Below are 23277 nucleotides of genomic sequence, written 5' to 3' on the forward strand. Positions count from 1 at the left end.
GTTCGTCAGGCAGCAGGAGGCGGGGCGGGCGCCGCTTCAGCCTCGCCGGCATCGTCCGCCAGGTCGATGGCCAGGGTGAGGGTGCCCGCCGGCGCTTCCTCGGCCTCGGCCTCGTCCTCGGCAGCCGCCTCGTCCGCGACCTGGTCGTCGAGCCGCGCCGCCAGGCTGGCGTGCAGGTCGAGCGTCAGGAGATCGATGCCGGTCACGCGCACGCGAACGTGGGTGCCGCGTGGCAGGCTCTCGGTGCCGAGTGCCCTGAACACCAGCGGCAGGTGATCGCAGCGCACCAGGCCGTCCTTCATCACTGCGGCGTCGAGCTCGGTGAGCCCCTGTTGCTCGACAAAGCGCAGTGCCCAGTAGCGCTCGATTGCCGACTGGAATCCGTTGTAGGCCGAATAGGCCGTGTCGAAGCCCGAGATGATGGAGAACAGCATCGCGTCCTTCGGCTTGAAGGGCGCGGCCAGAGCGGCGGTGCGACCGTGGCGTGCGCACGCAATGATCTGCCACTGGTTGGCCAGGTCGACGTAGCGGCGCAAAGGCGAGGTGGCCCAGGTGTACTGCGCCACGCCCATGCCGGCATGCGGCGCCGGCTTCACGCCCATGCGCACCTTCACGCCCGGCGCGAGGCTGGCCTGGCTGCGGTAGATGCCCGGCACGCCGAGCTCGGCCAGCCACCCGCCCCAGCGGCTGTTGGCCAGGATCATGGCCTCGGAGACGATCAGGTCCAGGGGCGCCCCGCGGCGGCGCTCGGTGATGCGCACCGTCTCGCTGCCTTCAGGTTCACCCACGTTGCCTTCGAGGCGATAGTTGTAGTCGGGGCGGTTGAAGTTCTCTGGCTTGCCCCGCACGACCTCGCGCGCGGCCTTGAGCGACTGGGCGAGGCGGAAGAAGAAGGCCAGCTCGGCGGCGAACGGGTAGTCGGCTGGTGCCTTGCCCAGCAGCGTGTCCTCGGTGATGCGATCGTCCAGCTGGTCGTGGCGCAAATTGGCGGCGATGGGCACTCGCTCCAGCTTCGTCTCGCTGGACTGCACCGCCAACGTGGCTTCGTCGATCGTCACGTAGAGGCTGACGGCCGGGCAATCGCGGCCCTCGATCAGCGTGTAGGCCTGCACCACCGCGTCGGGCAGCATGGTGATCTTGTAGCCCGGCATGTAGACCGTGGAAAGGCGCTCGCGGGCCACCTTGTCCAGCGCCGAATCGGGCGTGATCGCCAGGCCGGGCGCCGCGATGTGGATGCCGAGCATCACCGTGCCGGAGCCCAGGCCGCGCACCGACAGCGCGTCGTCGATCTCGGTGGTCTGGGAGTCGTCGATCGAGAAGGCGGCAACGTCGGCGCGTGGCAGTTCGTCGCGCACCGCAGGTGCATCGAGCGGCGGGAAGCCGTAGCCCTTGGGGAACTGCTCGAAGAGGAAGCGTTGCCAGTGGAACTGGTAGGCCGAGGCGATGGCGCCGGCGGACTTCAGCAGGTCCAGCGGTGCGCGCTGGCTGCGCTTGGCCGCCTCGACCACCGCCTTGTACTCGGGCGCGTTCTTGTCCGGCTTGAACAGGATCTTGTAGAGCTGCTCCCGCACCGGTGCCGGGCACTGGCCGGCCACCAGCTCGCCGGCCCAGGCCTCGATCTGCTCGGCCTGCTGCTTCTTGCGCTCTATGGCCAGCAGGGCCGCCTTGACGATCTCTTCGGGGGCCTTCTTGAACAGGCCCTTGCCCGCGCGGCGGAAGTAGTGCGGCGCCTCGAACAGGCGCAGCAGGGCCGCCGCCTGCAGCTCGGGGCCCGCCTTCGCATCGAAGTACTCGCGGGCGAATTCGACGAAGCCGAACTCGCCCTCGGGAGCGAACTCCCAGGCCAGGTCGAGGTCGATCTCGGCCGCGCGCGCCTGCGCCGCGGCGAGCAGTTCTGCCGGCTGCGGCTTCTCGAAGCGCAGCAGGACGTTGGCGGACTTGACCTTGACGCGCTTGCCCGAATCGAGCTCGACCTGGATCGAGCTGTCGGCCTCGGACATCACGCGGCCGGCGTGGAACTTGCCGGCATCATCGAACAGGGCGTACATACGCCGGGGATTGTCCCATCCCGCGACGCCCCGGCCGTCGACAACCGCTCACAAGCCAATGTGGCTCTGCCACGTGGCTTGAACCCGCGCGGGGGGGCGGGATGGCGCAGCCCGGCCCTGGGCGGCGCGCGCTCAAGGCAGCGGGATGACCGATGCGGTGAGCCGCCCCTTGCCGCGATCGAAGTGCGAACCGTCTGCGCGCAGCGACTCGACGAGAAGCGTGACCGCGCCGACACAGGCCGGACCTTCGTGGCGCAACTCCAGGCGGCCCGCGACGTCGGTGCGGCCGCTCACCGTTTCGTTGAGGTCGTACTCGTCGAGCAGGCGTGCGCGCACTTTCACGCCTGCGCGTGGCTGGCCGAGCGCATCAACCACATCGACGCTGGCGCGCACCTTGTTGCGGGCCTTGGGAGTGCACTGGCCCGGGTCGTCCGGGTCGTCGACGAACTTGCCGTGCATCGACAGCTCACTCACCCGCAAGCAGTCGCCGCTGCAGGCTTCGATCGGCTCCAGCCGGACCAGGCGCTTCGCGCTGCCAATCACTGCGAGCGCGGCGACGGCGCCACGCTCGTTTGCCGGTCCGGCATTCGCCACGGAGACGCCGGGATAGGCCGGTGACAGGCGTGCCTGCAGAGGCTGCGCCAGGCCGTCCGGGCCCTCGGCGATGACGCCGTTGCCCGTGACGGTGGCGAGCACGGTCGCATCGCGCGAGATGCTGGCGATCCGCCACGAAGAAAGGTGGCCGGTGGGGCTGTTCGACAGCAACTGCCACTGGCCGTTCGCCGGCCGCCAGCGATGCAGATACACCAGCTGCTGGCCGCTGGTGGTCATCAGGAACCCAGCCAGCTCGCGACGGTCATTGATGCGCATCGCGGCGCCGGCCGGCGGGTAGAAGCCGGCCGGCGGCGCGGGCAGCGGCTGGACGCTTGCGGCGCCGTCGAGCGACCAGGTGTGGTCGTCCGAGACCACCCAGCCGGCCGGACTGATGGCGGCCGGGCGCTCCAGCGGGAAGCCGGCCGCCCCCAGGTCGACCATGCCGGTCGCATCCGTCCAGACGAAGGGGCGCCAGCCTGACCCGCCTCCGGACGCATGGCCGACCACCCGGCCGGAAGCGTCGGCCCCGGCGGCGGCGGCATTCGTGAACCCGGGCAGGGTGCCCAGATCGTGCAACTGGTAGCCCGCCCCGACGCGATCCCAGACCACTGCATGCGACGAGTTCGCGAAGTCGGTGACGGTCCCGGTCACCCGGCCATCAGCGTCAAGAGTCGCCGGCACGATGGTCAGCGAGCCGAGGGTCGGCAGGATCAACCGGCTGCGCTCGCGCGCCGACCAGACGGCCGTGTGCATGAGGGGCACGCACTGGTGGTCATCGCAGGGCCATTCGGCAAAGCTGCCGGCGATGTCGCCCCGGGCGTTGATGGCATGCGCCGCGATTCCCGGCGAATCGACGAGATCGATCGCCAGCACGGTGCCGGTCGCCAATGCGGGACACACGGCGGCCGACAGCAGCGCGAGACATGCCGCACGTTGCAACGCGGGAACTTCATGGACCTCGGCGGGCATGGTCCCTCCTTCGGCCCGAAGGGCCACGGGGTGTCGTGGCCAGTCTAGGCGCCGGCCCTGTGCCGGAGCTGATCCGCGTCAATGCGTGATCACACGGTCATCCCGCCCGAGACCTCCAGCACCGCACCGTTGACGTAGCTCGCCTCGTCGCTGGCCAGGAAGGCGTAGACATTGGCGATCTCCTCCGGCTGGCCCAGGCGCTTGAGCGGCACCTGGTCGCGCATGTGGTCCAGCACCTTGTCGGGGATCGTCAGGAGGATGGGCGTCTCGACGAAGCCCGGGGCCACCGCGTTGACCCGCACGCCCTTGGGGCCGAGCTCGCGGCTCCAGGTCTTGGTGAAGCCGATCACGCCGAACTTGCTGGCCGCATAGTTCGTCTGGCCGAAGTTGCCGTAGATGCCCACCACTGAAGAGGCGTTCAGGATCACCCCCTGGCCCTGCGCGACCATGGTGTCGGCCACCGCCTGCGCACAGTGGAAGACGCCGCGCAGGTTCACGTCGATCACCGCGTCGAACTGCGCCTCGGTCATCTTCTGCAGCCGCGCGTCCTTGGTGATGCCGGCATTGTTGACCAGCACGTCGATGCGGCCGTGCCTGTCCTTGACGGCCTGCACCATCGCGTCGACCTGCTCGCGCTTCGTCACGTCCACCACATGGCCCTCGGCCTTGGCGCCTGCCGCCTCGCACTGGGCGACGGCCGTGTCGACCGCCTCGGCGTGGATGTCGCAGACGACGACCGTCGCCCCCTCGCGCGCGAACTTCAGCGCGGTGGCCAGGCCGATGCCCTGGGCGGCGCCGGTGACGATGCAGATCTTGTCGGTGAGTCTCATGGGGTCAGTTGCAGGAAGCGGAGGACGAAGGGCAGGTGCTGCGGGAAATCCGAGATCGCGTGGTCGCTGCCTTCGAGCAGCAGCGTGGTCGCGCCGGCATGACGGGCCGTCATCTCGCGCCAGTCGAGCAGCTCGTCGCCCTTGGCGATGACGGCGGCGTAGCGCTCGGGCCGGGTGAGGACGGGCGGCGTCATGGCGCGCAGCTCGTCGACGTATTCGGCGCGGAAGAAGAAACGCTCCTCGGGGTTCTGCCACGTCGTCTGCTCGCCGATGTAGCGAGCCAGATCACGTGCCGGGTCCACGCCCGGGTTCAGCACCACGGCGCGGCAGCCGAGTTTCTCGGCCACCACGCCGGCGTAGAAGCCGCCCAGGGAGCTGCCCACGACTGCCATGGTTTCACGCGGCCAGTCGGCGATGCCGTTGAAGACCAGATCCATCGCCTCGCGCGGCGAGGGCGGCAGTTGCGGGCACCAGAAGTGCACCTCGGGCCGCTGCGCGGCCAGCCAGCGGCCGACGAGCTGCGCCTTGGTCGACAGGGGCGACGACCGGAATCCATGCAGATAGAGCAGGTGGGTGACCGGGGCACCCGGCCCGACGGGTTCGCCAGGCGATCCCCCCAGGGGGCTCGGGCCGGCTGGGGAGCGGCCCTGCGCTTGGCCCGCTGGCGCCTGGTCTGCCATCAGCGCGCCAGGGCGGCAAGGAGCTTGTCGTGCACCCCGCCGAAGCCGCCGTTGCTCATGCAAAGCACGTGATCTCCCGGGCGGGCGGCCTTGATCACCAGGGCGACCAGCGCATCGATGGTGTCCGCGACCTGGGCTTGCGCGCCCATCGGTGCCAGTGCCTCGCGCGCGTCCCAGCCGAGGTTACCCTGGTGGCAGAAGGCGAGGTCGGCCTCTTCCAGCGCCCAGGGCAACTGGGCCTTCATGGTGCCGAGCTTCATGGTGTTGGAGCGGGGCTCGAAGACCGCGAGGATGCGTTCGTGGCCGACCTTGCGGCGCAGCCCGTTCACCGTGGTGTGCATGGCCGTGGGGTGATGGGCGAAGTCGTCGTAGACCTTCACGCCCGCGGCCTGGCCGCGCAGCTCCAGCCGGCGCTTGACGTTCTCGAAGCTGGCCAGTGCCACCGCCGCCTGCTCCGGCGCGACACCCAGGTGGTCGGCCGCGGCCAGGGCGGCCAGGGCGTTCAGCTGGTTGTGTTCGCCCAGCAGCTTCCATTCGACGCGGGCGACCTTCAGCGCGCCGCGCAGGACGTCGAAGGCCTGCGGCTCGCCGCGCGAGCGCCAGGCGCCGGGCTCTTCCTTGCGTGCGCCGAAGCGGTGCACTTCGCTCCAGCAGCCGCGGGAGAGCACGCGTTGAAGCGCCTCGTCGCGGCCGTTGACGACCAGGCGGCCCCGGGACGGCACGGTGCGCACCAGATGGTGGAACTGCGTCTCGATGGCGGCCAGGTCGGGAAAGATGTCCGCGTGGTCGTACTCGAGGTTGTTGAGGATGGCGGTGCGGGGCCGGTAGTGAACGAACTTGCTGCGCTTGTCGAAGAAGGCCGTGTCGTATTCGTCGGCCTCGATGACGAACGGCGTGCCGCCTTCGGTCTCGCCCAGCCGTGCCGACAGCCCGAAGTTGCAAGGCACGCCGCCGACGAGAAAGCCTGGATTGAGGCCGGCCTGCTCGAGGATCCACGCCAGCATGGCGGTGGTGGTGGTCTTGCCGTGGGTGCCGGCCACCGCCAGCACGTGGCGGCCCTGCAGGACATGCTCGGCCAGCCATTGCGGGCCGCTCGTGTAGGCCATGCCGGCGTCGAGGATGGCCTCCATCAGCGGATTGCCGCGCGTCACCACGTTGCCGATCACGAAGACATCCGGATGCAGCTCCAGCTGGTCGGCATGCCAGCCCTCTATCAGCTCGATGTCCAGCGCACGCAGCTGGTCGCTCATCGGCGGGTACACGTTTGCGTCGCAACCGGTGACACGGTGGCCGGCCTCGCGGGCCAGCGCTGCCAGGCCACCCATGAAGGTGCCGCAGATGCCTAGGATGTGGATGTGCATGGCCAGGGGAAAGCAAATTCTAGGCACGGCCCGCGCTCGCGGGGCCGCACGGCGTTCGCGCGGTGTCAGCCGGCGCGAAGGGCGTCACGCGCGGATTGCACGGTGGCGGCGATGTCGGCAGCGGTGTGCGAGGCACTGACGAAGCCGGCCTCGTACAGCGCCGGAGCGAAGTAGACGCCGCGGTCCAGCATGGCGTGGAAGAAGCGGTTGAAGCGCTCCTTGTCGGTGGCCATGACCTCGTCGTAGTTCTGCGGCAGTTGCGGGCCGAAGAAGAAGCCGAACATGCCGCCTTCGCAATCCGAGGAAAAGGGCACGCCGGCCTGGTCGGCGGCGGCCTGCAGGCCCTGCACCAGGCTGCGGGTGGAAGCGGCCAGCGAGTCGTAGAAGCCGGGCTTCGCGATCTCGCGCAGCGTGGCCAGCCCGCAGGCCGTGGCCACCGGGTTGCCCGACAGCGTACCGGCCTGGTAGACCGGCCCCAGCGGCGCCAGCTGCTGCATGATGGCCCTGGTGGTGCCGAAAGCTGCCAGCGGCATGCCGCCGCCGATGACCTTGCCGAAGACACTGATGTCGGGCCGGAAGCCCGGCAGCGCCCTCGCGTACACGCTTTGCGCGCTGCCGAGGGCGACCCGGAAGCCGGTCATCACCTCGTCGAAGACGAGCAGTGCGCCGTGCTGGTCGCACAGCTCGCGCAGGCGTTTGACGAAGGGCACGCTGGCCCTCACGAAGTTCATGTTGCCCGCGATGGGCTCGATCATGACGCAGGCCAGCTCCGGGCCGTGCGAGGCGAAGGCAGCCTCGAGCTGCTCTAGATCGTTGTAGCGAAGCACGAGGGTGTGTTGCACCACCTCCGGCGGCACGCCGGCGGAGGTCGGGAAGCCGAAGGTCGCGAGGCCCGAACCCGCCTTGACCAGCAGTGCATCGGCGTGGCCGTGGTAGCAGCCTTCGAACTTGATCAGCTTCGAGCGGCCGGTCGCGCCGCGGGCCAGGCGGATGGCGCTCATCGCGGCCTCGGTGCCGGAGCTGACGAGTCGCACCTGCTCGATGCTCGGCACGTGGCGGATGATCTCCTCGGCCAGCTCCACTTCACGCTCGGTCGGCGCGCCGAAACTGAAGCCGTCGCGCGCGGCCTTCAGCACGGCCTCCAGCACCGCGGGGTGGCCGTGGCCCAGGATCATCGGACCCCAGGAGCCGATGTAGTCGATGTACTTCGTGCCTTCGGCGTCCCACAGGTAGGCGCCTTCGCCGCGAGCCATGAATCGCGGCGTGCCGCCGACGGCGCGGAAAGCCCGGACCGGCGAATTGACGCCGCCCGGAATGCTGGCCTGGGCTCGTTCGAAAAGGGCCGCGTTGCGGCCGGAGCGGGTATCAGTGGACACGGCGCGACCCTCCAGGGGGAGGGGACGGCTCGTTCGGCGGTGGCTCGTCGGGCTCGACCCCCGCCTCGCCGGCCGGCAGCTCCTCGCCGTCCTCGGGCGGCAGGGCCCAGAAGAACCGGTCCGGGATGATGTTGCCCATGCCCGGCCGGAAGCCGGCGTCCAGGCTCTGGTCGAGGAACTGCAGGGCCTCGCCGACGGCCGCCTGCAACTCGCTGCCGAGGGCCAGCAGCGAGGCCAGGGCCGCCGCCAGGGTGTCTCCGGCGCCGACGAAGGAGACCTCGAACAGCTCGAACTTCTCGCCCGTCAGCGCGCCTTGGGCCGAGGCCAGCACGTTGTCTATGAACTGGCTGGAGTTGCCCTTGGGCGGCAGCATGACGCCGGTCACCAGCACATAGCGTGTGCCGTGCTCGGCGGCGGCCACGGCCAGCTCCCGCGGCGAGGCCGGGCGGTCGGAATCCCAGTCGGGCAACAGGAAATCGGTCAGCGTCTTGTGGTTGCCCACCAGCACTTCGGTGGCCGGCAGGATCAGTTCGCGGAAGGCGTCGAGGTAGCTCTGTGCCTCGTCATCCTCCAGCCAGGCGAGTGCCGGCAGGTAGGACACCAGCGGCACCTCGGCGTAGTCGGACAGGATCTCCGCGACCGCCGAGACGTTCTCGGCCGAGCCGAGAAAGCCCACCTTGAAGCCGGACAGCGTGACATCTTCCAGCACATACCGGGCTTGCTCGACGATCGCGTCGCCTTCGATGGCATGCTGGTCGAAGATCTCGGCGGTATCGCGCATGACGATGCTGGTGACCACCGGCAGGGCGTGCGCGCCCATCGCCGCGATGGTCGCCACATCGCCGGCCAGGCCGCTGGCACCGCTCGGGTCGCTGGCATTGAAGCTCATCACGCACGCGGGTGCGGACGCTTCCTGTTCGGGGTCGGCGGGGCCGCTGCCCGCATCGCTGGGTGGGGTGGTCGTCATGGGGTTTGGACTGCCCGCCAGTGCAATGTGTCACGGTTGGCGGCCGTGCGTGGCGAGATGTTCAGAAAAGGGTGAGCTTTGTGGCGTATGTGCCGATAAACCCTTGGCTTTTGCCGAGAGCCCGTGGCTACAATCAATCGCGATTGTAGTGATCTGGCATCGACAAAAGTGAGTGAATACAGAACCTGGATGTGCCTGATCTGCGGATGGATTTACGACGAGGCCGCCGGGGATGCCGAGCACGGAATTGCGCCCGGCACGCGATGGGAAGACGTCCCGATGAACTGGACGTGTCCCGAATGCGGCGCGCGCAAGGAAGATTTCGAGATGGTTCAGATCTGAACCCGTCCGTCATCACAGCCTGGCTACCTCGTGGCGCCGACATTTCCTCGGAATTCAGGCCCGCACAAAATGATTCGTTTGGGGGCGCATGGTGACCGGCAATTTGACTGAACACCCCGCGTCGAAGACCAAGGTCCTGGTCATCGACGACAGCAACACGATCCGGCGCAGCGCGGAGATCTTTCTTCGCCAGGGCGGCTACGAGGTCGTGCTGGCAGAAGACGGCTTCGATGCCCTCGCGAAGGTCAACGACTATGAGCCGACGCTCATCTTCTGCGACATCCTGATGCCGCGGCTCGATGGCTACCAGACCTGCGCCATCATCAAGCGCAACCCTCGCTTCGCGCACGTGCCGGTCGTCATGCTGTCCTCCAAGGACGGCGTGTTCGACAAGGCGCGCGGCCGCATGGTCGGCTCGGACGACTACCTGACCAAACCCTTCACCAAGGACCAATTGCTGCGCGTCGTCGCACATTTCCGCTCGGTCGCCGCCTGACAGCCGCGACGGGTGGCACCGCCGGAGCCATGAGCTTCGCGGCGAAGCCGGAGTACCCCACATGCCGATCCAGAACATCCTCCTCGTCGACGATTCCAAGACCGAGTTGCACCTGCTGTCCGACATCCTGACGCAGAAGGGCTACACGGTGCGCACCGCCGAAAACGGCGAGGAGGCCATGCGCCGCCTCGCCGAAGTCAAGCCCGACCTGATCCTCATGGACGTGGTCATGCCCGGCACCAACGGCTTCCAGCTCACCCGCGCCATCACGCGCGATCCCCGCTTCGCCGGGGTGCCGGTGATCATGTGCACCAGCAAGAACCAGGAGACCGATCGCGTCTGGGGCCTGCGCCAGGGCGCGCGCGACTACGTCGTGAAGCCGGTCGACCCGAGCGACCTGCTGGCCAAGATCCAGGCCCTGGGCTGACGCCCGTTCTTCATCCACGAACCAGCAGTCCCGACCACTCACGATGCCCAGCAAGGACGCCCTCAGGGAACTTCAGTTGCGGCTGGCCAACCGGCTCCAGGCCGCGCGCGAACGTCCCCGCGAATCCGGCTGGCTCGCCGTCGAGTGCGGGCAAGTCGGTCTGCTGCTGCCCCTGGCGCAGGCCGGCGAGATCCATGCCGCCCGCCAGGTGGCGCCCGTTCCCCATGCCAAGCCCTGGATGGTCGGCGTGGCCAACCTGCGCGGCCAGCTCAACACCGTCATCGACCTGGGCAGCTTCCTGCACCTGCGCAGGTCGGGGGTGGCGGGCGGTCCGCGCAACGGCGCGCAACTGGTGATGCTCAATCCCTCGCTGCGCGTGAACGCGGCGATCCTGGTCGACCGCCTCGCCGGCCTGCGCGACCCCGAGCAGCTCGAGCGGCTGCCCGCGTCCGATGAGCCGCGCCCGGGCTTTGCAGGCGCCTCGTGGCGCGATCCGCAAGGCCGCGTCTGGCAGGAGCTCGACCTCGCCGCGCTGGCGCAAGACCCCCAGTTTCTGGACGTGGCCGCGTGAGCGCCACGCTGCCGTTCCCGAAAGCCGACGCCGCGTTGTCGTTCGCGGCATGTGAGAGGAAAAGATGAGTCAGCACGACACCCTGAAGAGCTCCGCCGGCATGTCCGCCCATGGCCATGGCGCCGACCTCGCCGTCGCCCGCTCGGGCGATCACGAGGTGGACCTGCTGCTCAGCGAGATCGATGAGCGCATCGCCAGCAAGGGCGGCGCGGCGGCGGTCGACCACATCGACAGCATGTCGATCCCGCTCGACGCCATGCCGATGAACGGCGGGCCGTTGACGCAGGCGCTCGACGACGCCCCATCCGACTATTCGCAGGCCGACGAAGAGGCCGACCGTGCGCAGGCGCAAGAGGGTCACCAGACGGCCCTCGGCGAGGCCCTGGCCGCCGTGGCGCCAGCGGGCGCCGCGGCAGCAGCTGCCGCCGGCGCCGCCACCGCGGCGTCGGAAGAGCCTTCGGCCCTTCCGCTCATCGGCAGGCAGTCCCCCGCCCAGCAGCAACGCGTGCTGTTCGGCATGATCGCCGGCGGCGCGGTGGCCCTGGTGCTGACCGGCGCGCTGGCGCTGAACGCGGCCGGCAAGCAGGCCGGCCAGCTGGCTGCCACCGGCCAGGCGCTGATGCAGTCGCAGCGGCTGGCGAAGTCCGTTTCGCAGGCGCTGATCGGCAGCCCCGCGGCCTTCCCGGAAATGAAGGAATCGGGCGAAGTCCTGGCGCGCAGCCTGCGCGGCCTGAACGCCGGCAACGAGCAGGTGGCCAAGGCCCCGCCCGCGGTGCAGGAGTCGCTGGCGCCGCTGATGCCGCTGCTCGAGCGCGCCGAGAAGAACGGCAGCGTGGTGCTGGCCCAGCAGAAGACGCTGACTCAGGTCGGCCAGGCGCTGCGCCTGATCAACCGCCAGTCGTCGGACCTGCTCGAGATCGCCGAGACGGTGAACTCGCTCAAGCTGCAGAGCAACGCGTCGGCCTCCGAGCTGTCCGCCGTGGGCCAGTTGGTGATGCTGACCCAGCGCATCGGCAAGAGCGCGAACGAATTCCTCACGCTCGAAGGCGTGAGCCCCGAGGCGGTGTTCCTGCTCGGCAAGGACCTGAACTCCTTCCGCGAGATCGCCGACGGCCTGCTCAAGGGCAACGCCGAGCTGCGCTTGCCGGGCACCAAGGATCCGCAGACCAAGGAGCGCCTGGAGCAGCTGATCACCCAGTACGAGCAGACCCGCACGCAGGCCAGCGCCATCCTGGGCAACCTGCAGGGCCTGGTCTCTGCGCGCGAGGCGCAGGCGGCGATCGTGGGCGATTCCGAGCCGCTGCGAAAAGGCCTCGAAGCCGTGCAGGCCGGCCTGGAGAGCCAGGGCGGCCTGTCGGGCGTGCACATCGCGGTGCTGCTGCTTTCCGGCGTGGCGATCGCGCTGGGCGGCCTCGGGCTGCTGCGTCTGTTCGTGCGCAACCAGGCGATGCGCGCCCAGCAGGCCGAGGAGCACGAGCGCGAGGCCAAGCGGGTCAACGATGCCAACCAGGCGGCCATTCTGCGACTCATGAACGAGCTGCAGTCGGTGGCCGAAGGCGACCTGACGCAACAGGCCACGGTGACCGAGGACATCACGGGCGCCATCGCCGACTCGGTGAACTACACCGTGGAAGAGCTGCGCAACCTGGTGGCCCAGGTGCAGGGCACGGCCACCCGGGTGACGCAGACCACGCAGCAGGTGGAGTCCACCTCGACCGAGCTGCTGGCCGCCTCGACCGAGCAGCTGCGCGAGATCCGCGAGACCGGCGAGTCGGTGCTGGAGATGGCGTCACGCATCAACCAGGTGTCGGCCCAGGCCCAGCAGTCGGCCGACGTCGCGAAGCAGTCGCTGCAGGTGACGGCCAACGGCCGGCAGGCGGTGCAGGACTCCATCGGCGGCATGAACTCCATCCGCGAGCAGATCCAGGAGACGTCCAAGCGCATCAAGCGGCTGGGCGAGTCCTCGCAGGAGATCGGCGAAATCACCGAGCTGATTTCCGACATTACCGAGCAGACCAACGTGCTGGCCCTGAACGCCGCCATCCAGGCCGCGTCCGCCGGTGAAGCGGGTCGCGGCTTCTCGGTGGTGGCCGAAGAAGTGCAGCGTCTGGCCGAACGTTCGGCCGATGCGACGCGGCAGATCGCGGCGCTGGTGAAGACCATTCAGACCGACACCCAGGATGCCGTGGCGGCCATGGAACAGTCGACCCAGGGCGTGGTGCAGGGTGCAAGGCTGTCCGATGCGGCCGGCTCGGCGCTGATCGACATCGACCGCGTGACCCGCGAGCTGTCAGCTCTTATTGAAGCGATCTCGAGCGAGTCCAAGCGCGAGGCCGACTCCGCCAACGTGGTGGCTGCCAACATCCAGCACATCTTCGCGGTGACCGAGCAGACCGGCGACGGCACGCGCTCCACGGCGCACATGGTTCACGAGCTGTCCCGCACCGCCGACGAGCTGCGGCAGTCGGTGGAACGATTCAAGATCGCCTGACCTCGGCGACGACTGCGAAGCCCGTGAGGCCTTTCGACATGCCAGCGACCGCCATGGATGCAGACCGCCAACAAACCGTGCCCGGCGACCTGAGCGCCCTGGCCTGGGTGCAGGAGGAGCTGCGCCGCACCCTGGACCAGGCCCACAAGTCGCTGCGCCGGCACCTGCGCGAGCTGGAGCAGCGCGCGGGCGCCGAGCCGGACGCCGATGCGGCCCCCCCGACTGCCCTGCTGCAGGCCCGCACGCTGATGCACCAGGGCGCCGGGGCCCTGGAGATGATCGGCCTGTCGGCGCCGGCGCGCTTCCTCGGTGCCAGCGAACAGGCGGTGAGCCGGCTGGCCGACCGCAGCGTGCCGCTGGACAACGCCGCCATCGAGACGATAGAGCACGGCTCCTTCGCGCTGCTGGACTTCCTGCGTCGAGAGCTGGCGGGCAAGCCGGTCTCCTCGCTGACGCTTTTCCCTCAGTACAAGGCCGTGCTCGCGCTGGCCAAGGCCGATCGCATCCACCCGGCCGACCTGTGGGAGGCCGAGGACGCGAGCGAGCCCGTGCCCAGCTGGGATTCGGGCTTCGCGCCGCTGGAGCCGGACCCGGAGGTCCACGCCGCGATAGAGCGCGCCATGCTCAAGGCCTTGCGCAGTGGCGACAACGCCTCTCTGCACCGCATGAGCGACCTGTTCGCCGGCCTGTCGGCGAACGCACAGGGGCGCACCGGCACCTTGTGGCAGCTGGCCTCCGCCTTCTTCGAGGCGCAGGCGGTTGGGTTGCTGAAGTCCGACCTGTACACCAAGCGCCTGGTCTCGCGCCTGCTGGCGCAGTTGCGCGCCGTCGAGCGCGGGGCCACCGAGGGGCCGGGCCGGCTGCTGCGCGATCTGCGCTTCTTCTGTTCGCAGGCCAGGCCGGTCAACCATGAGGTCGCGCCGCGGCTGGAACAGGTCCGCCGGGCGATGGGTTTCACGGATGTCGAGCCCGCTGACTACGAGCACAGCCCGCTCGGGCGATTCGACCCGGCCCTGATCCCGCTGGCCCGCAAGCGCGTGTCGGCCCTCAAGGAATCCTGGAATTCGCTCGTCGCGGGGGATGCCACGCTGGGCGCCGCCGTGCCCGAGCAGGCCGCACTGGTGGCCGATTCGGTGCGCCAGATCTATCCCGAGGGCGACAGCCTGGCAGATGCCCTGCTGGGGGCCACCCAACGCGGCCACCTCCCGTCGCCCGCACTGGCGATGGAAGTCGCCACTGCCTTGCTCTGCGTCGATGCGTCGCTGGACGACATCGATCTGGAGCGGGCGGAGATGCAGCAGCGCGTGCAGCGCCTGGCCCAGCGCCTGACCACGGTGCAAGCCGGCGGCGAACAGTCGCCTGTCGAGCCGTGGATGGAGACGCTGTACCGCGAGGTCTCCGACCGCCAGACCATGGGCAGCGTCGTGCAGGAGTTGCGGGCCTCGCTGGCCGAGATCGAGCAGCAGCTGGACCGCTTCAGCCGTGCACCCGAGGAGCGTGAGCTGCTGGCGCCGGTGCCGGGCGAGCTGGCTTCCATGCGCGGCGTGCTGTCGGTCCTGGGGCTGGACCAGGCTTCGGCCGCGGTGCAGCGCATGCGCGAAGACGTCGACGCCGTCGCCGTTTCGGGCGAGGGCGCCGACGAGATGGCCACCCGCCTGGCCGACAACGTCGGCGCACTGTCGTTCATGATCGACATGCTCGGCGTGCAGGCCCCCTTGGCGAAGACGCTGTTCCGCTTCGATCCGGCCACCGGCCGCTTCGCCGCGGTCATGGGCCATGCGCGCGTCGCCCCGCCGGCCGGTGCGCCGGAGGAGGCCGGCCTGATCGAGCAGGTCCAGTCGCTGGCCGAATCGGCCGCGACCGAGCAGCTCTCGGATGACGACCTGTCCCGCACGCTCGATACGCTGACCCACCATGCCGTCGCGGCCGATGCGCCGCAACTGGCGGAGCGCGCCGCGCAGGCGCGCGATGCGCTGACAAGCGCTGCAAGCGGCGCCGAGCGCGAGGCGGCCCGCGCCGACATCGCCGAATCGCTGGGCCACTTCGTCGCCAAGCAAGAGGCGCTGCCGCCGCCGGAATCGCCGCGCAGCCGGCCCATGCCGCTGGACGACGAGCCCGACGACATGCGCGAGATCTTCTTCGAGGAAGCACGCGAAGTCGTCGAAGGTGCATTGCAGTCCCTCGCCGAGCTGGCCCGCCAGCCGCAGGATCTGGAGGCGCTGACCACCGTCCGGCGCGCCTTCCACACGCTCAAGGGCAGCTCGCGCATGGTCGGCCTGCGCGATTACGGCGAAGCCGCATGGGCCTGCGAGCAGCTCTACAACGCCCGCCTGGCCGAAGCCAGCGTCGAGGCCGATGCCGCGCTGCGCGATTTCAGCGTGCGGGCCTTCGAGCAGCTGTCCGACTGGGTGGAGGCACTGGCCTCCGGCCGCGGCTCGCTGCCGGATGGCCGCAAGCTGGCGGATGAGGCCCAGGCGCTGCGCCTGCGCACGGCAGCGCCCGCTCCCGTGGTGGCTCCTGCCCCGCTGCCCGAGTTGCCGCCGATGCCCGCGCTGCCCGAGGAGCCGGTCGGCGGCCCGGTCACTTCGCCGGCCACCCTGCCGCTCGAACTGCTGGACCTCCCCCCGCTGCCGGAGATGGCCCCGGTCGCCGACGCGACGCCGACCACGCTGCGCCTTTACCGGGCCGATGTCGCGGCACCGGCACCGGCGCCAGGATCCGAGTGGGCCCTGACGGCCGAGGCGCCGCTGTTCGATGCGCTGGACGGCGTCGATCTGGAACTCGATCTCGACTTGCCGGCGTCCGGGGCACCGGCCGCGGAGCCCAGGATGCCGTCGGATCTGGAGCTGGCACCGGAGGTCGCTGCGACTGCCGTGCCGGAGCAGGCTGCGCCGGAGTCGGAACCCGCCGAGGAGCTTGTCGAACCCATCGAGGCCATCCTGGCGGAAGAGGCCGCGATCGAGGCTGCCGAGGTGCTCGAAGTCCCGGAGGTGATCGAAACGCCGGAGGTGATCGAGGTACCGGAGGTCAGCGAACTGCCCGGCGATGCGGTCGAGGCGACGGAGCTGAAGGAGCCGGCCGATGCGGCGCCGGACGTGGCGGGCGAAGCAACGGCCGAAGCGGCGCCGGTTGCAGAAGACGACGCCGACCGCTACAAGGTCGTCGGCCCGCTGCGCATCCAGATCGCCCTGTTCAACATCTTCCTGAACGAGGCGGACGAGCAGTCCCGCCGGTTGGGCGTCGAGCTGGCCGAGTGGCAGCACGAGCTGCAGCGGCCGGTGAGCGAGACGGCGGTCGCGCTGGCCCATTCGCTGGCGGGCAACTCGGCCGCCGTCGGCTACAGCGACCTGTCCAACTTGTCACGCCGCCTGGAGCATGGCTTGGAGCGTTCGGCCTCCCGAGGCTCGGGCCTGCCTGAAGAGGCGCAATTGTTCGCCGAGGTGGCCGACGAGATCCGCCGCCTGCTGCACCAGTTCGCTGCCGGCTTCCTGAAGCCGGTCGCCCCCGAGGTGCTGGCGAAGATGGATGCCCACGAGGCGCGTGAAGCACAGGACGCGCTCGCCGCAGGCCGGTCCGAGCTGTCGCCGCTGGACGGCCCGATGTCGGCCGTCATGAACTTCGGCCCGGTGCCTTCCGAGCCGATGCCGCTCGACCAGCCCGCCGTGGCGCCGCTGCCGGTCCAGGCCCTGGAGCCGGGCGAGGCGCCGCAGGCCGAACCTTCGCAGGGGATTCCCGCGCCGGCGCAGGTCGCATCCGCCGCGCCCGCCGAAGAGGAAGAAGACGCCGGACCGGTGACCCAGCAGGCGCCCCTGGGCGCGGTGTTCTTCACCGAGCTCAGCGAAAACCTGGCTCCGACCGAGGTCGAAGAGCCGGTGCAGGCTTCGGCCGCGCGGGAGGGCCTGTGGGCCGACTTCCGCGAGGATCTGGACACCGAGGATGCGATCGACGACGAGCTGATCGCGATCTTCATGGACGAAGGGCGTGAGCTGCTTCCCGCGTTGGCCGAGGCCGTGCGCGATTGGGAGGCCACGCCCGACGACACGGCGCCTGCCACCGCTGCGATGCGCGTGCTGCACACGCTCAAGGGCAGTTCCCGCCTCGCCGGCGCCATGCGGCTGGGCGAGGTGGCGCACCGGCTGGAAACCGCGATTGCGCTGGTCAATGCCCAAGGCACGCCGGACCTCGGCGTCCTGGCTCACCTGCACAGCGGCGTCGATGCGCTGGCGGAGGAGTTCCAGCGGCTGGAGGCCGGCCCGACGGCCGAAGCCGCCATGCCCGCGCCCGCCGCTGCACCGATGCTTCCGGTCGCGACCGCGCCTGTCGAAGTGCCTCTGCCGAGGGTCGCGGTCAGCGCTCCGCCGCTGGTCGTTCCGTCCGTCGTCGACGAACCGGTCGCCGAGGCCACCACCGACGCATCGTCCGACTCGGCGCCCGGTGCCGCCGGGATCGACTGGAGCCGCTTTGCCGTCCACGCCCCGGCCGCTGCCGGCGCCGCCTCCAGCGAGGTCGGCGGTGGTGTGGTGCGTGTGCGTGCGCCGTTGCTCGAGCGCCTGGTGACGCATGCCGGCGAGGTGGGTGTCGCTCGCTCGCGCATCGAATCCGACATGCAGCAGCTGCAGGGTTCGCTGAAGGAACTGACGGACAACCTGGACCGCTTGCGCCGTCAACTGCGCGACCTGGAACTCCAGGCCGAGACGCAGATGACCTCGCGCATGGAGGCGGCCCGCCACTCCCAGCAGGGCTTCGACCCGCTGGAGATGGACCGCTTCACCCGAGTGCAGGAGCTGACCCGGATGCTGGCCGAATCGGTCGGCGACGTCGGGACGGTCCAGCGCGGCATCCAGCAGACGCTGCAAAGCACGGAAGACCAGCTGGCGGTGCAGGCGCGGCTGACGCGCGACCTGCAGGACGACCTGCTGCGAGCCCGGATGGTGGAGTTCGACACCCTGTCCGATCGTCTCTACCGCGTGGTTCGCCAGGCGGCCAAGGAGTCCGGCAAGCAGGTCCGGCTGAACCTGGTCGGCGGCGCGATCGAACTCGACCGCAGCGTGCTGGACCGCATGGCGCCGGCCTTCGAGCATCTGCTGCGCAACGCCGTGGCGCATGGCATCGAGCCGCCTGCCGTTCGCGTTGCAGCGGGCAAGGATCCGCACGGCAACATCGAGGTCAGCCTTCACCAGGCGGGCAACGAGGTGCGCATAGAAGTGCGCGACGACGGCGCGGGCCTGAACCTGGCCCGTATCGCCGAGCGCGCCCGCCACCTTGGCCTGCTGGCCGAGGATGCCAAGCCCACCGAGGGCGAGCTGGCCGGGATGATCTTCACCCCGGGCTTCTCCACGGCGGAGCAGGTCACCGAACTGGCGGGCCGCGGCGTCGGCATGGACGTCGTGCGCTCCGAAGTGACGTCACTGGGCGGCCGCATCGAGACCGCCAGCGCCACCGGTCGTGGCACGGCCTTCCAGTTGGTGCTGCCCTTGACCACCGCGGTCACGCAGGTGGTTGCCCTGGCCTGCGGCGACCTGCACGTGGCCGTGCCGGCGACCCTGGTCGAGATCGTGCGCCGGGTGCCCGTGGTCGAGGCCGAAGCTGCCTACCGCACCGGGCTGCTCCGCCATGGCGACCAGGAGGTCCCCTTCTTCTGGCTGGGCAGCCTGCTGCAGCACGGCCTGCGCGGCGCAGTCGAAGGGCGAACCACCCATGTGGTGATCGCCCGCAGCGCATCGCAGCGCGTGGCGCTGCACGTGAGCCAGGTGCTGGGCAACCAGGAAGTCGTGGTCAAGAACCTCGGACCGCAGCTGGGGCGTCTGCCTGGCCTGGCTGGCATGTCCTTGCTGTCCAGCGGCGAGACGGTGCTGATCTACAACCCGGTCGCGCTCGCCACCTACTACGGCGACGATGCGCGCCAGCGCCTGCAGCACTGGATGCAGAGCCAGCCGGCGGCAACGCCGGCCGCCGAGGCGAGCGTTGCCGTCGAGGCAGAGCCGGCGACGGGCTCCGGCCAGGACGTGGCCATCCCGCGCAACGAGAACCACGCGCCGCTGGTGCTCGTCGTCGACGATTCCCTGACCGTGCGCCGCGTCACGCAGCGCTTGCTGCAGCGCGAAGGCTACAGGGTCACGTTGGCCCGGGATGGTCTGGACGCGCTGGAAAAGCTGGCCGACGAACGGCCGGTGGTCATGCTCAGCGACATCGAGATGCCGCGCATGGACGGCTTCGACCTGGTTCGCAACGTGCGCAGCGACACCCGGCTGCATGACCTGCCGGTCATCATGATCACCTCGCGCATCGCGCAGAAGCACCGTGAACACGCCCAGGAGCTGGGGGTAGACCACTACCTGGGCAAGCCGTACGACGAAGAAGCCCTGCTGGCCCTGGTACGCTCCTATGTACAGGCGGTGGTGCCGGCATGAGGCCGGCGCGCGCCCGGAAGGGACGCCCGAGCAGCAGGATGCATGTCGCAGATCGTTGACCAACTCGCCGAACTCACTGGCTTGCGCGACCGGGACACGCTGGATGTCAGCCTGGTCTCCTCCATCCGCGACCTGCTTCATCCACGCAGCGTGGCCGTGCACCGGGTGGTCGGCGACAGCGGCGACGAGCGCTGGCTGACCCGCGCGCACCTCGGCATCGACGATGTCGCGGCCCGGGCGGATTCGTCCTGGGCCGATCCGCGGTCGCTGCCGTTGCTGGCCGAGCGCCCTCAACGCCTGCATTGCCTGCAGGTGGCCGGCGAGGTCCAGCTCGATGGCGAAGAAACCACGCTCCTGCTGCCGCTGGTGTCGGACACCGGCGTGGCTGGTGTGGTGGAAATCGTCACCGCCCGGCCGCTGTCCGAGGACGTCAAGCGCCTGCTCACCGGCGTGCTTCGCATCTACCGCAACGTGCAGGGCCTGCTCGACTACAGCGAGCGCGACACCCTGACCGGCTTGCTCAACCGCAAGAGCTTCGACGAGACCTTCTACAAGGTCTCTGCCGTGCCGGCTCCGCTGAAGACCGAGCAACGCAATGACAGGCGCCAGGGCGCCCCGGCGACTTACTGGCTGGGCGTCGTCGACATCGATCACTTCAAGCTGGTGAATGACCGCTTCGGCCACCTGATAGGCGACGAAGTGCTGCTTCTGCTGTCGCGCGTGATGCGCAGCTGCTTCCGCTTCTACGACCAGCTCTACCGTTTCGGCGGCGAGGAGTTCGTCGTGCTGCTTCGTTGCTCGGGCGAGGACGACGCGATGGCCGCGTTGGAGCGCTTCCGCGAGGCCGTCGGCGGCTATGTCTTCCCGCAGGTCGAGCGGATCACCGTCAGCGTGGGCTTCACCGACGTGCGCCATGGCGATTCGCCCAATGCCGCGGTCGAGCGCGCCGACCGCGCGGTGTACTTCGCCAAGAACCACGGTCGCGACCAGGTGCGCTGCCATGCCGCGCTGGTACGCGATGGCCTGCTCGAGGACGACAAGAAGGCCGGCGACATCGACCTGTTCTAGGCAGGCCAGTCCTCGTTGACGTTTCTTTACGTCGCCGCCGCCACCAGCGCGGCACGGACGCTGGGGAAAATACCGACATGAACGCACCTCCCGCCGATTCGCCGCGGCGCCGCAGTGGCTGGAAGGGCTGGCTGGCCGCCATCGTGGGCGGCGCCGGTGCCGCCCACGCCGCGGCGCCGGAAACGGCTCCCTCCGGCCCGGCCGTGCCGCCCGCCAGCGCTCCCGCCCAGCCCTCGGTTGCTCCGCGGTCTGCCAGCAGTGCCACGGCGGGTGACGCGACCGACTCGCCGCTCAGCCGCGTCGACATGCTGGTCTACAAGACCGCGGGCACCCAGCGGCTGAAGCTGCATTTCGCCAGGCCCTCGCCGGAGCGCTTCCCGGGTCCGCGGCCTTGCATCGTGTTCTTCCACGGCGGTGCCTGGCGCACCGGCGATCCCAAGCAGTTCATGCCCTATGCGAAGCGGCTGGCCGAGGTGGGGGTGATTGGCATCAGCGCCCAGTACCGGCTGATGGGCGAGGACGACAGCCTGCCCATCAAGGCGGTCCAGGATGCCCGCTCCGCGCTGCGCTTCGTGCGTGCCAAGGCCTCGCGGCTGGGCTGCGACGTCCAGCGCATCGGGGCGGGCGGGGGCTCCAGTGGCGCCCACCTGGCGTTGATGGCGGCGGTGGCCGCCAAGCCCGGGCCGGCGGGCTCGATCGACGACACCACCGACGACCTGGCGATCAGCCCCAGGCCGCAGGCGCTTTTCCTGATGAATCCGCCGCTCAACCTCGAGCGCTACGACCGGCCCGTCCCGGTGGACCAGCGGCGCCAGCTCTCGCCCACGCTGCAGATCGACGCCAGCCTGCCGCCGACCTGGATCTTCCACGGCACGGCGGACAAGGTCGTCCCGTTCTCGCAGGTGACCGAGTTCCGCGACCGTGCCCGCGAGTTGCATGCGGGCGAGGTCACGGTGCAGGCCTTCTCGGGCCGCGGCCATGGCTTCTTCAACGCCAAGCGGGGCGATGGCGAGGACTTCGACGCCACGATCCAGGGCATCGTCGCCGGCCTCAGGAAGCTCGGCTGGATCGACGCCGGGCACTGACGCCCCGGCGGCTGGAGCGAGCCTCGGCGGCCGCGGCAAATCGCTCCAGGGTGCGCTCGCGCGCGATGGCGTGGTCGACCACCGGCATGGGGTAGTCGCCCCCCAGCACGACGCCGGCCGCTGCCAGCTCGAGCGGCGTGGCCTTCCACGGCGAGTGGATGGCCGGCGGCTCCAGGGCGGCCAGCTCGGGGACATAGCGCTTGATGAAGCGTCCCTCGGGGTCGAAGCGCTCGCTCTGCGTCACGGGATTGAAGATGCGGAACCACGGCTGTGCGTCGCAGCCGGTCGACGCGGCCCACTGCCAGCCGCCGTTGTTGCTCGCCAGGTCGAAGTCGTTGAGCCAGCGGGCGAACCAGGCTTCGCCGCGCCGCCAGTCCAGCCCGAGATCCTTGACCAGGAAGCTGGCACTGACCATGCGCAGCCGGTTATGCATGTAGCCGGTGGTGGTGAGCTGGCGCATCGCGGAGTCGACCAGGGGATAGCCGGTGCGGCCCTCGCTCCAGGCGGCGAACAGCGCCTCCGCGTGCTTGCCGTGCTCCCACTTGATCGTGTCGTACTCCGGCCGGAACGCGTGGCCCACGACGTGCGGGTAGTGATGCAGGAGCTGGTGGAAGAAGTCGCGCCAGATCAGCTCGCCCAGCCAGACCTCGGCGCCGCGCGAGCCGCCCTGCGCGCGCTGCCATGCCTCGCGCGCCATCCGGCGGATCGAGAGGGTGCCGAAGCGCAGGTGCACCCCGAGGTAGCTGGGGCCCTTGACGGCGGGGTGGTCGCGCGTTCGGTGGTAGTCGTCGATGCGGGCCAGGAAGTCGTCCAGCAGCTCGTGCGCCCCCGAGCTGCCCGTCGGCAGGCGCAGCTGGTGGAGCGAGGTGACTTCGAAGCCGAGCTCGGCCAGAGGCGGGATGCCCGGCGCCCCCGCCGCTTCCGGCCAGGGCGCGAGGCTGGCGGCATGCCGGGCGACGTTCCAGCTGCGAAGGTAGAACGGCTCGATCTTCTTCAGCCAGGCGTTCTTGTAGGGCGTGAAGACGGTGTAGGGCGTGCCGTTAGCCGTCATCACCTCGTCGCGCTCGAAGACGACGTGGTCTTTCATCGTCTGCAGCAGGCAGCCCTGGTCGGCCAGGCGGCCCCGCACGACGGCGTCACGTGCGAGCGCGTCCGGATCGTCGTCATGCGCCGCGCAGACGAGCTGCACGCCGAGCGCGGCGGCAAGCCGGGGCAGCTCATCGATCGCCAGGCCATGCCTGACGATCAGCCCCACGCCTTGCACGCCGTGCGACTGGCCCAGGGCCCGCAACTGCAGGTCGAGATCCACCAGGCTGTCTCGTATGAACTCCACCCGGCGATCGGCCCGCGGCAGTGCATCGAGGATCGCGGTGTCGAACACGAAGGCCGCGTAGACCCGGCGGGCCGCACGGCAGGCGGCGTACAGGGCGGCATGGTCGTCGGCCCGCAGGTCCCTGCGGAACCAGACCAGCGCCCGGTCGATCGAAGCGGCCGTCATGGCGTCCAGTGTCGCTTCTTTTCCCCGCAGGGGCCGGGCACGGCGTCTGCCAAACAGCCCCTGA

16 protein-coding genes are annotated in these 23277 nt (G+C 69.8%); 8 read left to right on the forward strand and 8 right to left on the reverse strand.

Going from position 1 to position 23277, the window contains the following annotated elements:
• Positions 1 to 5: 5 nt before the first annotated feature.
• From ACS5PM_RS16250 to thiD, 7 genes are all read right to left on the reverse strand, one after another.
• Positions 6 to 2048: a ribonuclease catalytic domain-containing protein gene (locus ACS5PM_RS16250; RefSeq protein WP_439388701.1), complete on the reverse strand. Its 2043-nt coding sequence runs from the start codon at positions 2046 to 2048 to the stop codon at positions 6 to 8.
• 132 nt (positions 2049 to 2180) lie between these two features.
• The gene (locus ACS5PM_RS16255; RefSeq protein ID WP_439388702.1) at positions 2181 to 3611 is read right to left on the reverse strand and encodes a hypothetical protein; all 1431 of its coding nucleotides are present in this window, start codon (positions 3609 to 3611) and stop codon (positions 2181 to 2183) included.
• Positions 3612 to 3700: 89 nt separating this feature from the next.
• Positions 3701 to 4441, reverse strand: a complete 741-nt coding sequence (gene fabG / locus ACS5PM_RS16260; RefSeq protein ID WP_439388703.1) for a 3-oxoacyl-ACP reductase FabG — start codon at positions 4439 to 4441, stop codon at positions 3701 to 3703.
• The gene (locus ACS5PM_RS16265; protein WP_439388704.1) at positions 4438 to 5121 is read right to left on the reverse strand and encodes a YqiA/YcfP family alpha/beta fold hydrolase; all 684 of its coding nucleotides are present in this window, start codon (positions 5119 to 5121) and stop codon (positions 4438 to 4440) included. Before ACS5PM_RS16265 ends, fabG begins: the two co-directional genes overlap by 4 nt.
• Complete coding sequence (mpl, locus tag ACS5PM_RS16270; RefSeq protein ID WP_439388705.1) at positions 5121 to 6482, reverse strand: UDP-N-acetylmuramate:L-alanyl-gamma-D-glutamyl-meso-diaminopimelate ligase; 1362 nt, start codon at positions 6480 to 6482, stop codon at positions 5121 to 5123. Before mpl ends, ACS5PM_RS16265 begins: the two co-directional genes overlap by 1 nt.
• Positions 6483 to 6547: 65 nt before the next feature.
• Entirely contained in the window at positions 6548 to 7858 is a 1311-nt protein-coding gene (gene hemL, locus ACS5PM_RS16275; protein WP_439388706.1) for a glutamate-1-semialdehyde 2,1-aminomutase, read from the reverse strand.
• On the reverse strand, positions 7848 to 8825 hold the full coding sequence (thiD, locus tag ACS5PM_RS16280; RefSeq protein ID WP_439388707.1) for a bifunctional hydroxymethylpyrimidine kinase/phosphomethylpyrimidine kinase: 978 nt from the start codon (positions 8823 to 8825) through the stop codon (positions 7848 to 7850). Before thiD ends, hemL begins: the two co-directional genes overlap by 11 nt.
• 189 nt (positions 8826 to 9014) lie before the next feature.
• On the opposite strand from thiD, the gene ACS5PM_RS16285 reads away from it, so the two are divergent.
• The 8 genes from ACS5PM_RS16285 to ACS5PM_RS16320 all read left to right on the forward strand — a co-directional run bounded on the left by ACS5PM_RS16285 (position 9015) and on the right by ACS5PM_RS16320 (position 21715).
• Positions 9015 to 9167, forward strand: a complete 153-nt coding sequence (locus ACS5PM_RS16285) for a rubredoxin (protein ID WP_324151755.1) — start codon at positions 9015 to 9017, stop codon at positions 9165 to 9167.
• 103 nt (positions 9168 to 9270) lie between these two features.
• A complete protein-coding gene (locus ACS5PM_RS16290) occupies positions 9271 to 9663 on the forward strand; it encodes a response regulator (protein WP_439388708.1) in 393 nt (130 codons plus the stop codon).
• 61 nt (positions 9664 to 9724) lie between these two features.
• On the forward strand, positions 9725 to 10090 hold the full coding sequence (locus tag ACS5PM_RS16295; RefSeq protein ID WP_439388709.1) for a response regulator: 366 nt from the start codon (positions 9725 to 9727) through the stop codon (positions 10088 to 10090).
• Between the two features lie 43 nt (positions 10091 to 10133).
• Positions 10134 to 10661 (forward strand): chemotaxis protein CheW, encoded by a 528-nt coding sequence (locus tag ACS5PM_RS16300; RefSeq protein WP_439388710.1) that lies wholly within the window; start codon positions 10134 to 10136, stop codon positions 10659 to 10661.
• A gap of 262 nt (positions 10662 to 10923) precedes the next feature.
• A complete protein-coding gene (locus ACS5PM_RS16305) occupies positions 10924 to 13152 on the forward strand; it encodes a methyl-accepting chemotaxis protein (RefSeq protein WP_439389014.1) in 2229 nt (742 codons plus the stop codon).
• Positions 13153 to 13190: 38 nt separating this feature from the next.
• Complete coding sequence (locus ACS5PM_RS16310) at positions 13191 to 19562, forward strand: Hpt domain-containing protein (RefSeq protein ID WP_439388711.1); 6372 nt, start codon at positions 13191 to 13193, stop codon at positions 19560 to 19562.
• A 42-nt stretch (positions 19563 to 19604) separates the two neighbouring features.
• On the forward strand, positions 19605 to 20630 hold the full coding sequence (locus tag ACS5PM_RS16315) for a GGDEF domain-containing protein (protein ID WP_439388712.1): 1026 nt from the start codon (positions 19605 to 19607) through the stop codon (positions 20628 to 20630).
• Between the two features lie 77 nt (positions 20631 to 20707).
• Positions 20708 to 21715 carry an alpha/beta hydrolase gene (locus tag ACS5PM_RS16320; RefSeq protein ID WP_439388713.1) on the forward strand — a complete coding sequence of 336 codons (1008 nt, stop codon included), beginning with the start codon at positions 20708 to 20710 and terminating at the stop codon, positions 21713 to 21715.
• On the opposite strand, the gene ACS5PM_RS16325 is transcribed toward ACS5PM_RS16320, so the two are convergent.
• Positions 21681 to 23213 (reverse strand): cryptochrome/photolyase family protein, encoded by a 1533-nt coding sequence (locus tag ACS5PM_RS16325; RefSeq protein ID WP_439388714.1) that lies wholly within the window; start codon positions 23211 to 23213, stop codon positions 21681 to 21683. The two genes, ACS5PM_RS16320 and ACS5PM_RS16325, sit on opposite strands and share 35 nt — an antisense overlap.
• Between the last annotated feature and the right edge of the window lie 64 nt (positions 23214 to 23277).

The organism is Ideonella flava (assembly GCF_051857595.1).
Taxonomy (GTDB): domain Bacteria; phylum Pseudomonadota; class Gammaproteobacteria; order Burkholderiales; family Burkholderiaceae_C; genus Ideonella.